Raw genomic sequence first — 13009 nt, forward strand, 5'->3', positions numbered from 1 at the left:
ACTTCCTTCATGAATAGCCGCCGACGAGGGGGCGCATTCGGAACGCACTCCGGCGGAAATTCCCGCAGCGAGTGAGGTGTCGCGCGTACCACGGCCGACAGCAAGAATGTGGCCGGACGACAATCGATTCCGAAAACAGATGACGTCCGGAAGGCTATTCTAGGCATCTAAGTACTATTCGCCGACCGTAGCCCGCGACTTTTTCAACGATATCGGCGCTTAGCGGCCTCTCCGAGTCCCTGAAGATGATTGCGGCTTTGAGGGACAATGTCGAGGCCGGCTTCACGCACCTTGAGGCACCGGCTGCCGCAAAGTCGCCGTCCGAGTTCGTCGAACTGCAGACCGATTTCGTGCGCACGCAGATCGAAAAGTCTGCCGAGCCAGAGGCATCCAGGCCGCGGTAGTAAGAGTTAGCGAGGACATGTCCAAGCCGATCAAGGATGCCTTCGAGAAGGCTTTGAAGGGACGCAAGGCTGCTTAATGCCAAAGGCACCCCGAGACCGAAGCGCTAACGGCGAGCGCTATGACTATTCACCGTTACTCGTTCCAAAAATTGGGCCAAGAGTAAAAGTCATGTGCTGCATGAGAAGGTGCTTCTGATCGCAATCGAAGTCGCCGCTAGAGAGCAAGCACGCGCTGTTGTCGACCAGGGCGTTGACCAGTCCCAGCAAGCATTTTCCAAAGTGAATTCGGACGCCGAAACGTTAGTCAAATGTCAACTTTCATGTAGCCCCGTGCTCCACTCGATTGGAAACATCGGCAGATCAGGCAGCCGTCGTCGTATTTCGCCCTCGGCGACGTGCTGGGCGCGCCGTTTCGTCAACAGGCTTGCGTGGCGCCTCAAACAGCGAGCTCAGTTTGTCCGCGATGGGAGTGCCGATGCCGGTGCACGCGTCGGGGCCGACGCGGGCGCGGAAAAAGCCGTTGTCGCCGCTGGTGATGTCGTTGAAGCAGGTATGGTTCAGCCACAGTTGCGGCGTCACAAGTCCGAGTTTGCGCCCGAAGGCGGCAAACAGCCCGGCATAGAGCGGCGCGACGGCGCTGGTGCCGCCAATCACTTCCTGCCGGCCGTGCACGAAGACGCTGTAGCCCGTATAGGGATCGGCATTGGCGGAGACATCGGGCACCATGCGACCTGGGCCGTGCGGAGCTCCCGCCTGCCATAGCGGCATGGGGCTGAACAGACTGGAGAAGCCGCCGCCCGTTCCCGAGCCGTTAGGGTTGCCGGGATCGTCGTTCCACACGGTTTCTTCCTCGTTGGCGCCGTGCGGCTTCATCGTGCCGCCGCAGCCAACGACGAACGGGCTGGAGGACGGCAGGTCAACATTGGCAGGATCGGCCCCGCCGTCCGAGGAATCGTTATCGCCCGAGGCGGCGAAGACGATCATCCCGGCCTTGGTGGCGGCCTCCGCGGCCCTGTTCAGCTTGCCGGGATAATCGATGCCTGCCATTGCAGCCGCCGCCTTCCAATTGGCTTCGTCGGCCCCCCACGAGAGAGTGCAGACGTCGCAACCGTCGGCCGCGGCGGCGGTGATCGCAGTCGCCATCGCACCCCAGTCGCTGGCGTCAGCCCAGTAGACGCGGATGCTTGCCGCATCGCCGGTGGCGACGGAATAGGCTGCGGCGGCGACTTCGATGTCGAGCGCGACTTCGCGGTCTGGGTCGGCAGCCGGGTCGCCGGAGTGCTTGTTCGGATGGTTGCTGCCGGCTCCGACCGGCACATCGACGATGGTCGGTACCGGCAGGCCCGCCGAGCGGAAGTAAGCGTCGATATCCTTCTGCACCCACCCGCCGCTGAACTCGATGATCGCGATGACGCCACCGCCCACGAGGCCGCTCGGCCAGGCATAGGCCCGGCACAGTTCCGGCACATTCCACGGCTCCGCGCCGGCGGCGGCCGGACGGAAGGCAACATCACCGATGCCGGGCAGCTTGAAATAGGGCCGGATGATGTTGGGCACCGCGCGCGACAGCGCCGACATTGCGTGCAGGCGGGCGCGGCGCATGCCGACAGCCCGATCGTACATGGCCGCTAGATCAGCTTTCATGGCCGTTCGCGAGGCGCCGTCGAGGTAGATCATGTGTCCCGAGGAGTAGTTCCTGATCGCGAGATTGCCGCGGACCTGGGTGTCCTTCAGCGGCATGGCGTCCAGCGTCAGCCTGGTCTGGAAGAAGGGCGTCACCGAATCGTAGTAGCCGTTGGCCGAAAGCACCAGCAAGTCGGGATTGGCGGCCATTGTGGCCGCGAGATCGCCGGCCATATAGAGCGTCGGATTGCCCCGGCGATCGGGCTTCTGCACCGCGCCCGTCGGATCGGTGTGACTGAAGTCCCAAAACTGGAAGGTCTGGTCGTTGAGGTCGATGAAGTTAGAGGTGGCCGTGAATTTGAGGTCGTTGTTGAGATAGGTATTCCACATAGTGGTGTAGACGCCGCCCACGGCCGCCATGGTGGGGTCGTTCATGCCGCCGTCGGGCGAGACGATGGCCGATATGCCCGTATCGATGCCGGTCACGCGCCCGTCATAGGCGCCCAGCGCCAGGCCTCGGTCCTGCAGAAGCTCGACCAGGAAGGCGGAATGGCCGAGACGGTCGGCAGCCTCCACGTTCAGCCGCCAGCCGCCGAGTTCGCCGGCGGAAAGGCCGAGATAGCGGCTCAGCGTCTCCACCGCTGTAGGATCTGCCTTCGGGAAAGCCTTTAGCGCCGCGGCGTAAGGCCCCTGCGCGAACTGAGTGACGGTCTCCATGTATGAAGCGAGGTCGGCTGGCAGCGGCTCGATGCCGGTCTTCTTGTGAAACCACGCATCTGCGGCAAAGGTCGGCATAAGGCCGACCGCGTTGGAGAAATTGGCGGGATAGTCGAGCACGCTGGACTGCAGCGTGATGCCGTTGAGGTCGAGACCGTCCTCGTGCAGCAGCCAGGCCAGCACGCAACTGCGGGCCGTGCCGTAGGATTCGCCGAGCAGGAAGCGCGGCGAGTTCCAACGGTTGAAAGCGCTGAGGTATCGCTTGATGAATTGCTTGATCGAGACGGCGTCCTGATCGACTCCCCAGAAGTCGCGGTTCTTGAAGGGTGCGATCGCCGCGGAATAGCCGGTGCCGACAGGGTTGATGTAGACCAGGTCACTGCGGTCAAACAGGCTGTCGGGATTGTCCTCCATGGTGTAGGGCGGAGGGGGCGTGAAGCCCGGCATGCTGGTTTTGATGCGCCTGGGCGCAAACGAGCCGAGCAGCAGGAAGACCGACGACGAGCCAGGTCCGCCATTGTAGAAGAAGGTCACCGGGCGGGTGGTTGCGTCCATGCCGTCCGCTGTAAAGGCGACATAGAAGACCTTGGCGGCGGGTTTCGAACTCGACGGATCGACCGCGACGAGATGACCGGCCGTGGCGGTGTAGGGAATGGAAATCACGTTCACCGCGACCACGTGGTGTGTGATCGCGGCGTTCTCGATCGCGTCAGACACAGCGTCGTCCGGCCCGGATCCATAAGCGGTGATGTCGAGGAACGGCTGGTCAGGTACAGGCGTGCCAGAGCCGAGGCCGTTGTTGATCGTCTTCGCCATCGCCGGCCTCCAAGACCTCGAGTTCACGCCAACCGATACTCCTCGGTTGCCCTCCGCCCCGGCGAATGTCTTTCTTTTCAAATTTGCTAAATTCTTATTTTATACTTCCGAAATATATAGAAATTCATACAATACCATACGCCCGTTTGGCAGAGCCTACAAGTCGTGAGCATCGGCGCTATTAGCCGGGTGGGCCGCTATCTTGCCAGGGCACATCTATGCCAAATCGAGCTATCAAATGACGCGACACCGCACGGTTGCGGTTGCCCTGATCCACAAACGCCGAAACACTCTTACGCAACGCATCTGAAATGACATACGGTCGTGGATCGTTAGCTCGCGGCCGACGCGGAATCCGTCACGTTGAGCGGGAGCGCGGCCGAAAGGGCGTCTGCTTCGGCGAGTTGCGCGGCCAAGGTTGCGTTGTGGTCGCGAAGGATGCGCAGATCGTGAAGCTGTCATCGGACCTCCCCACGGCGCAGCAGTATCTGGACGCCGCCAACGCTGAAAACGAACGCTCCGTTGCGGCGGCCTTCGCCACGTTGGTGGCAGTCGTGATGTGCTTGGTGAGTTCCGACTAGTGACTATGCGGCTAAGCTGCCGTTCAGAATGTCGAGAACTTTGAGGAGCGTGCCATCAGGAGGCACACCTGCCAAGGTCAATAACTTCCAAACTATCCAAACACCGAATCTAGTGTGCCACTTTGTCCATAAGCACCCGCAATTCGGGTTGCGGCGCAACCAAGAAAGTTCGAAAAGCTTCCAGGAACCCCAGGCGAACTATATGCACTCTGGCGGGCTTTGTCTCAGCCAGGGCCATCTCCGCGTGCGAGAGGACCCAGGCTTATGCCGGCTTCAGGTCATCTCTTGGGGCCAAGCGGTTGGGATGCCTAAGATGCGTCGGCGTGATGCCGGTGTGCTGGCGGAACACCCGGCTGAAATGCCCCGCATTTTCAAAGCCGCAGCGATAGGCGATGTCGCCAACTGCCAAGTCGCTGCCTTCCAGCAGCGACTTGGCGTAGTGCACGCGCAGCGCCAGATAGGCGGCCATCGGGCTGGTACCCAGCTCGGTGGCGAAGAGACGCTCGAGCTGGCGGCGCGAGCAATTCAGCCGGCTGGTAATCTCGGTGACCGGGACCTTCTCCTGCAGATTGCTTTCCATCAGAAGCAGAGCCCGCTTCACCGCGCGGCTCGCGGCCTCGGGAAACAGGTCGCCGACCGGCTGCACGTCCCTGATGTTGCGGATGCGGTCCAGCACCAGGATCTTGGCGGCTTTCTCCGCCGCCTTCTGGCCGATGAATTGCGACACGAAATAGCCGGCAAGGTCCGCAGCGCCGGTGCCGCCGGCGCAGGTCGCGCGGCCACGGTCGACGGAAAACAGACTGTCCGCATGCGCGTTCACGTCGGGGAACTGGGCGCGAAAATCCTTGATGTGGAACCAGCTGACAGCGGCGCTGTAGCCGTCCAGCAAGCCGTAGCGCGCGAGCACGAAGCTTCCCGTGCAAAGCGCGGTCACGGGCACCCCCTTCTCGGCGGCCCGCAGAAGGAACGCTTCCTTTTCCGAACTCAAGGCACGGTTGGTGTCGAGCAGGCCGCCGACCACGACTACGTTGTCGAAATCCTCCGGATTGCCAATCTCCTTGGTCGGCAGCAGTTCTACGCCACAGCTCGCCCTGATCGGCAGGCCGCGTTCGCCGACGATCTGCCAGTCGAACTCCACCCTGCGGCTGCGGTCGCCCTCATCGCCTGCAAGGCGCAAGGTGTCGATGAACAGCGAAAGCGGCGACAACGTGAAATCGCGAACCAGGAGAAACGCAAACTTCTTAGCCATTTTTCTTCAGAGCTCTCAGCGGCAGTGCGCCTGCTGGGTAGGGCGGTCCGTTATGCCGCCGCGGATACCTCGACAAAATCAATCCGCTTCACAAACTCGATCGTGAGGTCGAATGGTGTGCAACACAGCAATATGATCGATGGGAGAGGCGGCGACCCTCTCCCATGATTCCCTCCGCGCCTATAAACGCCGGCAGATTTGCAGAGCTACTGTCTGAACAAGCCCGGATAGAGGTCAAGTGCGCATCAAGCCAGTGAGCCCGCCACGCCACTAAGTTTAGCATCCGAGACGTCGTCAGGAATGACCTTCGGGGCAGCGCAAATCAGCAATCCGGACACGAAGCACGGCACGGCTCCGAAATAGAGCGCGGCAAGCTGCCATGTCGACCCAGCGTTTAGAAGGTAGGTTGCACCCAGTCCTGCCAGAATTGCGCCGATCGGCCCCATTGCGGCAACGAGCGCGCCACCGGTGGCCCTGATGGTCGTCGGGAAGCTCTCGCCGATGAAAAACAGCAGCGCCGCGTAAGGACCGATAAGGAAGAACAGACCAAGGCTGTAGAGCGCCATGACCGGACCGAGACTATGCGGCGCATACAGCATGCCGGTGAATAATATGCCGGCTATGGTCCAACCCAAAGCGATCGCATTGCGTCGGCCGATGCGGTCGCCGAGAAAGCCGAAGGCGAGATAGCCTAGATAGCCGACAAGATTGGATAGGATCAGGACGATCAACGAGTTCTCGAACGAGACATGATGAACGTCGGTGATCACGGTCGTCCCAAGCACGCTGAATACCTGGATGGCAAACCAATTGAGCAGGAACGCGGCTCCAAGAACCAGCGTCGTCCGCCGCGTCGAGCCTCGCAGCGTCGCGCGCAGCCCGTGTTGATCCCGATCTTGACCTGCGGGTTGGCTGCGTTTCAGCTGGTGTGCCAGGAACTGCGGGGTTTCCTTCAGCCTGCGTGCGAAGAACACGATCACGAGAGAAGGAAGCGCCGCAAAAATGAAGCAACCTTGCCAGCCGATAAATGGCAGCAGGATTGCCGTCAGCGCGGCGGCTAGAAGCGCGCCGATCGGCCAACCTCCCTGTACGAGGCTATAGAGGAAGCCTCGGCGTCGAACCACGCTGGGAGGTGCTGACGCATAAAGTTCACTGAGATAGGTAGCGTTCACCGTCTGCTCGGCATACCCAAAGCCGCCGAGCGAGCGGATCAGCACTAGCACCAAGCTGCCAAAGCCGCCGCCGATCGCAGTAAGCGCCGAGCAGACAGCGGCCCCTGAGACGGTCAGGATTATCCCGTTTCGGCGCCCCATACGATCCACCGCCGGTCCAACTAGCAAGGCAATCACCGCCGTGCCGACGGCGATCCACGTCGCGAGTTCTGCCTGAAAGGCAGTGCTCCAGCCCTCGTGCCTGCCAATCTCCGGGAGCAGCGTCCCGAATAGGATGAAGTCGTAAACCGCGAAAACCCAGGCGAAAAGGGTTACCCAGGTCGCGTAGCGTACGTCCTTCGCGCTCATACCAGCGCTGTTTGCGGTATTCTCGAACATGCTCTCCTCCCATTGTTGTCGTGGACCAGGGCGTGTTTCAGAACGCCCAAGAGTAAATTCGCGGGTGCTATGAGGCTGTTGCGAGCGCTGCCCGTAGCGCGGCGGTCACCTCGACATCGACCGTTTCCTGCTCGACATCGACCGCGACGCCGTAGACATCGCGCGCATGCTCCGCCGAATAGAAGCCGTCGAGCACGTCCTCGAGCACCTTCTGGGCAGGCCGCTTGAGCGGCGAGCCGTAACCGCCCCCATTGGGGCTGAAATAGGCCATGGTGTCGTTGGCCTTTACGGCGAGTCCGGAAAATTTGGAATGCATCTCGCGGGCCTCGCCTGGCGTCGACGCATTGTAGATCAGGCATTTGCCGACCGCGCCGTCGGTGCCGCCAAAGATGCCCCATGGCGCATCCTTGTGACGTTCCGATTCATGGGTGATGAAGCCATCGGTCCGCACGCGTTGCGCCTTGACCACGCCGAGCCCTCCCCTGAACTCCCCGGCGCCGGGAGGCACGTCGTCGCGCAATTCGTAGCGATCGCAGATCATCGGAATATGCATCGCCAAGTCCTCGAGCGGATTGTTGCGCGTGTTGGCCATCAGGTTATCGATGCTGTCGGGGCCGTCCGAGCGCGGGCGACCGCCATAGGCTCCCTCGTTCACTTCGAGAAACACCCAGTAGTCGCCGCTCGGCCGCACGCCCGAATAGGCAGCGAACGAGATCGACGCCGAGCTACCTGCGATCACTGTATCCGGCATCACGGGCGCCAGCGCGCGGATGATCAGATCGATCATGCGATTGCACTGGGTGAAGCGCGCCTCCGCGGATGCCGGCGGCTTCGGGTTGAAGATAGAGCCCAGCGGCGCGATCACGTTGATCGGCCTGAACGAACCTTCGTTGGAGGGCACGCGCACGTCGGATGTGTAGGCATCTAATAGAAGCTTGCGGAAAGCCGCATAGGCGGCAACCTTGGTCGAACCCTCGAAAGGCACATTGTAGGCGGTCGGCGTCTGGTCGGCCGAGCCGGTGAGATCGACGTCGAGCTCGTCGCCCCTGACGCGGACGGTGACCTTGACCTTCAAGCGCTGATCGCGATTGCGCCCGTCGTCGTCGAGCCAGCCCTCGGCCGTATATTCGCCGTCGGGAATGTCGCGGATGCGCTGGCGCATCATGCGTTCGGCATAGTCCATCAGCTGGCTGGCCGCCTGGAAGACCGTGTCTTCGCCGAACTTCTCGATCAGCTCGACGAAGCGCTTCGCGCCTAGTCTTGCCGAAGCGACCTGGGCCTCGATGTCGCTCACCAGTTGCTGGGCCGCGCGGCTGTTGTTGCGGATGAAGTTCCACATGGCATTGTTGGGCTGGCCCTTGCGGTAAAGCTTGGTGCCTGCAAACAGCATGCCCTCGGCAAAGACATCCGGTACGTCGATGATGAGGCCGGGCGTCGCCGCTCCGATATCCACATGGTGGGCGGTATTGGCGGCAAAACCGATCAGTCGACCATGCCAGAACACGGGCACCACGATCGCGAGGTCAGGCGTGTGGCTGGAGCCGTGGTAGGGATGATTATGGACGACCACGTCGCCTTCGTACCACTCGCCATCCTCTAGCGTTGTCTGGATGCCGCGCAGGTAGCCAGGGATCGAGCCGATATGCATCGGGGTCGATTCCGACTCGCACAGCGTGTTGAACTCGACGTCGAACAGACCGGCGCCGAGATCCTCGGATTCACGGATGATCGAGGAAAAGGACATGCGGTAGAGCACATGCGCCATTTCTTCGGCGATGGTCTCGAACGACCCGCGGATGACCTGCAGCGTGATGGGATCGATTTCGGCCGGCGTCCCCTTGAGCGCCACGGCCTGGGCCATGCTGATCATGATTTCCTCCCTTTTTCTCAAGCCACGCCGGCGCGATGGACACGCGTGTTACCGTATTCGAGCGTTTCGGCGACGTAGCCGGGCGGCACTAGAGTCGTTGAATCGTGCTGGACGAGGATGGCCGGTCCGCTCACCTTGTCGCCCGCGTAAAGCTTCGTGCGATCGTAGCGGGGCGTCTCCAGCATCCGGCCGTCGTCGAAGGTCGTCGCCCGGACGAACATCAGCGCCCGGTCGATGCTCGAACCGTCTGTGGGTCTCACCTTCGGGATCGCGATGCGTTTCACGGCGGCGCGGCCGATGGCGCGCAAGGTGATCAGTTCCACCTCCTGCTCGCGATAGCTGTAGCCGTAGTCGAGCTGATGCTGGTCGTGGAAGCTGGTGATGATCACGGCCTTGTTGGCTTGCGTGACTGATGCTTCCGGCATCTTTGCGCGCAGTTCGAAGCCCTGGCCGTGATAGCGGCATTCCGCCGCGATCTCGACTTTCTGTTGGTCCCGCGCGATGCCGTCCGCGTCCAAGTCCGCCACGACCCGCTCGCGCAACGCCGCGGCGGCGCGGTTGATGCGCTCGAGCTGCGCATCGCTGGCCGCGTTGAGCTCGACGATGACCGCCTCGGTCTGCTCGTATTGCAAGTCGGTCTTCAACAGGCCAACGGCTGCCGTTATGCCGGGCGCCACCGGAACGATCACGTCTCGCGCAGAGATCGCCTCCGCCAGCGCGACACCGTGCAGCGGCCCGGCTCCGCCAAACGGCAGGATCGAGAACTGGCGCGGGTCAATGCCGCGCGCAACCGAATTGGAGCGGATGGCGAGGGCCATGTTGTTGTTGATGATTTTGATGATCCCAAGCGCCGCGTCCGTCACCGACAGGCCGAGCGGTTTGGCGATCTTTTGCTCGATCGCTGCCCTTGAAAGCGCAGGGTCGAGTTTCAGGTCGCCGCCCAGCACCAGGTCAGGATCAAGCCGGCCAAGCACGATCTGGGCATCGGTAACCGTAGGCTCCGTGCCGCCGCGGCCATAGCAGGCTGGGCCTGGCTCTGATCCCGCCGAACGCGGACCCACGTTGAAGGCGCCCGCCTCGTCGATATAGGCGACCGAGCCGCCGCCGGCGCCGATGGTGACGAGATCGATCATCGGAGTGAGCACGGGATGGCCGGACACGTAGGTGTCGCGCGGATTCATGATCTTGACCCGTCCGTCCGGAATGGTGCTGATGTCGGCCGAGGTGCCGCCGATATCGACGGTGATGATGTTTCTCACCCCCGCCATCTCGCCTTCCGAAGCGCCGCCGATGACCCCGCCGGCCGGACCGGACATCAGTATGCGCACCGGGCGCGTCGCGCAGGCCTCGACCGTGGAGACGCCGCCGTTCGACTGCATGATGCGCAGCTTGGACGACACGCCAGCCTCGCGCAGCTTCGATTCCAGATCGCGCAGATAGAACGCGGTTTTCGGGCCCACATACGAGTTCATCGCCGCGGTCGAGAAGCGCTCGTATTCCCTCATGACGTTGGCGACCTCGCTCGACAGCGTCACATAAGCATCCGGCATCTCCTCGAGCACGATGTCCCTGGCGCGACGCTCGTGGGCATCGTTCAGGAACGAGAACATGAAGCCGATCACGACCGAGTTGATGCCGCGCTTCTTGAAGAGCCTGGTCGCCTCGCGCACCTCGTTCTCGTCAAGCGCCGTCTCGACATCGCCGCGCGGTGGGAGGATGCGCTCTGAGATAGCGATGCGGTTGCGACGCTTCACCAGTGGCTGGGTTTGCCATGGCACGATGAAGTGAAGTGAGAAATTGTACGGCCGCTTGTGCCGCCCGATGTGCAGGATGTCGCGAAAGCCGCGCGTCGTCAGCATTCCGGTTTCAGAGCCGTTGTGCTCGATCGTGATGTTGGTCGCTGTGGTCGTCCCATGGACGATGACATCCACCTCGGACGGCTCGATCCCGGCCAGGCCGCAAATGGCCTTGACGCCTTCGACCACACCGATGGACTGGTTTTTCAAGGTCGTCGGAACCTTGTGGTAGAACACCCCCCCGGCGCATTCGAGCACCAGATCCGTATTTGTTCCGCCGACGTCAACGCCGATGCGTGCCATGTTCACTCCTCCCGAGAGACGAAGGCGCGTCCCTTACAGACGCGCCAGCCAAGTCATTCCGCTGCAATGCGGGCGGTGTTGACAGTGTTGAGATACTCGACGCACTCATCCACGCTGTGCACGTCGGCGAACTTCGCGTCGATGTCATAAAGGTTCCACGCAACGGCGCCCGGAACGCGATCACCGACGCACTCACGCACCGCGATGGTGCGGAAGCCGTCGGCCAGGCCATCACAGATCGTGGTACGGACACAGGCCGTCGCAGTGACGCCGGTCACCAGGATAGTGTCGACGCCGGCGGCCCGGAGCAGGCCGGCCAAGCCGGTGCCATGGAAAGAGCTCGCCCGCTTCTTGAGCAGCGTGTATTCGCCTTCGATCGGTGCGATGCGGGAGTCGATCGCCCACAGTTCCTTGTCTTTCAGGTTCACGACGTCGATCGGGATCTTGCAGTGCCACAGACCCATGTCGGTGAAACCGGCATCGCGATCGGTAATCTCGTAAGCCGTCGTGACGTGAATGACAGGGTGGCCGTTGGCGCGGCAGGCCTTGAGCAACCTCTGCATGCCAGGGATGATTTCGTTGTCCATCGCATCCTGGTCGCAAGTGAACGGATTGCCTGGCCGGGTCCAGGCATTGGCCAGATCAACGCTAACCAGCGCCGGGCGGCTCCCGAAACCGACACGGCGCTGAAAGCCGCGTTCCTGGTAGATTTTTGTCGATGCCGCGAACGCCTGCTCAAGCATTCGGTCGAGTTCCTTATTGTCCACGTCGCTCATGACGGTTCCTCTATCTGTGCCGGCAATGCGGCGTCGTTGCTCTCCGATGACCATCGGACATTTCCGTCCATCGGTTATCCGCCAAAAGATTGCCGTGTCTCGATCTTGAGCTGAAATGGTCTTTGGCCAATTATTCATGCGTCAAACGCATCAATTGATCGGGAGCCGGTAATGGACACCGAAGCGGGACTGGAGCTTACCCATTCCTTTCTCGTCGTGGCGGAGGAACTGAGCTTCCGCCGCAGCGCCGAGCGGTTGAACGTTGACCAGTCAGCGCTCAGCCGACGCATCCAGAAGCTCGAATATCTACTTGGCTTCGCCCTCTTTGAGCGCACGACGCGCGAGGTGGCGCTGACCCCTGCCGGACGCTCCTTCTACGAGCAAAATGTCCGGCTCATGCAGACCTATTCGAATTCGGTGAAGGCGGCCCGCCTGGTTGCGGAGGGCAAGACCGGCAGCCTGCGTGTGGCCTACATGGCCTTTGCCGCCACCGAACTTATGCCGTTCGCCGTATCGCGGTACCGACGGCTTTATCCGCACATCGACGTCAGCCTCCGCTATATCCGCACTCAGGGCCAGAAAGTGGCGCTGGCGCATGACGAAGTCGATATCGGCTACATGATCGGTCCGTTCGATCACAGTGATTTCCACTCGCTGCTCCTGTCGGAGGACCCACTTTATGTGGTGACGCCAAGAAATCACCGCCTCACACGGCTTCATGAGGTGCGCCCTGCCGACCTTGCCGAAGAAGATCTTATTCTTGGGGACATGATCGAATGGGAGGCATATCGTTGGCGGCTCGACGATATGTTTTCCGCGGAAGGTGTCCCGCTCAACATCAAGTTGGAGGCTTCCAATACGCTTGCGTTGCTTGGTCTTGTCGCCGCAGGGCTCGGCATCACTATCTATCCCGAGAGCCTAATCAACTTTCTCGGACGCAACGTCGAGGTCCGGCCGATCCTGCATCCGGGCTTTCGCATCCAGACGGTGCTCGTATGGAAGCGTACCAATCGCGCCAAGGCGGTTCTGAACTTCGTCGAGGTCGCCAAGCACCTGCCGGCGCGCGGATGATTGCCATCAGTGTCCCCAGTATCGCCACTGAGACTGCAAAAAAGATCAAAGAGCTTGCCGGCTGCGGTTTTGCGAAATTCCAGGCTGCAGGTAGGCTATGTGGGTTGCCCGCGATGACGATGAGAGAAGTGCGGCCTTTAGAAACATAGAAACGCAATACGCAAAAACCGCCCCGGTTAGACCGGGACGGTTATTGATTTATGATAAAATTGGTTGCGGGGACCCGCCACACCTGACTAGGATTGCGGCTAAC

9 protein-coding genes are annotated in these 13009 nt (G+C 61.5%); 3 read left to right on the top strand and 6 right to left on the bottom strand.

All coding sequences use genetic code 11. The features are described 5' to 3' along the window. Nucleotides 1-245 precede the first annotated feature (245 nt). A complete protein-coding gene (locus ACWGS9_RS11705) occupies nt 246-404 on the top strand; it encodes a phasin family protein (RefSeq protein WP_454505398.1) in 159 nt (52 codons plus the stop codon). 360 nt (nt 405-764) lie between these two features. Here ACWGS9_RS11705 and ACWGS9_RS11710 read toward each other — a convergent pair whose 3' ends face one another. Next, nucleotides 765-3560: a S10 family serine carboxypeptidase-like protein gene (locus tag ACWGS9_RS11710; RefSeq protein ID WP_454505399.1), complete on the bottom strand. Its 2796-nt coding sequence runs from the start codon at nt 3558-3560 to the stop codon at nt 765-767. Nucleotides 3561-4009: 449 nt separating this feature from the next. Here ACWGS9_RS11710 and ACWGS9_RS11715 point away from each other — a divergent pair, with 449 nt between their 5' ends. Beyond that, nucleotides 4010-4141, top strand: a complete 132-nt coding sequence (locus ACWGS9_RS11715; protein WP_454505400.1) for a hypothetical protein — start codon at nt 4010-4012, stop codon at nt 4139-4141. 262 nt (nt 4142-4403) lie between these two features. Here ACWGS9_RS11715 and ACWGS9_RS11720 read toward each other — a convergent pair whose 3' ends face one another. From ACWGS9_RS11720 to ACWGS9_RS11740, 5 genes are all read right to left on the bottom strand, one after another. Continuing rightward, nucleotides 4404-5390 carry a GlxA family transcriptional regulator gene (locus tag ACWGS9_RS11720; protein ID WP_454505401.1) on the bottom strand — a complete coding sequence of 329 codons (987 nt, stop codon included), beginning with the start codon at nt 5388-5390 and terminating at the stop codon, nt 4404-4406. A gap of 245 nt (nt 5391-5635) precedes the next feature. Continuing rightward, nucleotides 5636-6940 carry an MFS transporter gene (locus tag ACWGS9_RS11725; RefSeq protein ID WP_454505402.1) on the bottom strand — a complete coding sequence of 435 codons (1305 nt, stop codon included), beginning with the start codon at nt 6938-6940 and terminating at the stop codon, nt 5636-5638. Between the two features lie 67 nt (nt 6941-7007). After that, the gene (locus tag ACWGS9_RS11730; protein ID WP_454505403.1) at nt 7008-8810 is read right to left on the bottom strand and encodes a hydantoinase B/oxoprolinase family protein; all 1803 of its coding nucleotides are present in this window, start codon (nt 8808-8810) and stop codon (nt 7008-7010) included. Nucleotides 8811-8827: 17 nt separating this feature from the next. After that, nucleotides 8828-10909, bottom strand: coding sequence for a hydantoinase/oxoprolinase family protein (locus tag ACWGS9_RS11735; protein WP_454505404.1), 2082 nt, complete (start codon nt 10907-10909; stop codon nt 8828-8830). Between the two features lie 53 nt (nt 10910-10962). Next, nucleotides 10963-11739 (bottom strand): isochorismatase family protein, encoded by a 777-nt coding sequence (locus tag ACWGS9_RS11740; protein WP_454505405.1) that lies wholly within the window; start codon nt 11737-11739, stop codon nt 10963-10965. 117 nt (nt 11740-11856) lie between these two features. Between ACWGS9_RS11740 and ACWGS9_RS11745 the strand changes: the two genes are divergently transcribed. Next, nucleotides 11857-12756: a LysR family transcriptional regulator gene (locus ACWGS9_RS11745; protein WP_454505406.1), complete on the top strand. Its 900-nt coding sequence runs from the start codon at nt 11857-11859 to the stop codon at nt 12754-12756. Nucleotides 12757-13009 lie beyond the last annotated feature (253 nt).

This window comes from Mesorhizobium sp. Arg314 (genome assembly GCF_053714275.1).

Coding starts and splice junctions, on each gene's coding strand:
- ACWGS9_RS11705 (WP_454505398.1), top strand. CDS start 246: ATGATTGCGGCTTTGAGGGACAATGTCGAGGCCGGCTTCACGCACCTT.
- ACWGS9_RS11710 (WP_454505399.1), bottom strand. CDS start 3,560: ATGGCGAAGACGATCAACAACGGCCTCGGCTCTGGCACGCCTGTACCT.
- ACWGS9_RS11720 (WP_454505401.1), bottom strand. CDS start 5,390: ATGGCTAAGAAGTTTGCGTTTCTCCTGGTTCGCGATTTCACGTTGTCG.
- ACWGS9_RS11725 (WP_454505402.1), bottom strand. CDS start 6,940: ATGTTCGAGAATACCGCAAACAGCGCTGGTATGAGCGCGAAGGACGTA.
- ACWGS9_RS11730 (WP_454505403.1), bottom strand. CDS start 8,810: ATGATCAGCATGGCCCAGGCCGTGGCGCTCAAGGGGACGCCGGCCGAA.
- ACWGS9_RS11735 (WP_454505404.1), bottom strand. CDS start 10,909: ATGGCACGCATCGGCGTTGACGTCGGCGGAACAAATACGGATCTGGTG.
- ACWGS9_RS11740 (WP_454505405.1), bottom strand. CDS start 11,739: ATGGTCATCGGAGAGCAACGACGCCGCATTGCCGGCACAGATAGAGGA.
- ACWGS9_RS11745 (WP_454505406.1), top strand. CDS start 11,857: ATGGACACCGAAGCGGGACTGGAGCTTACCCATTCCTTTCTCGTCGTG.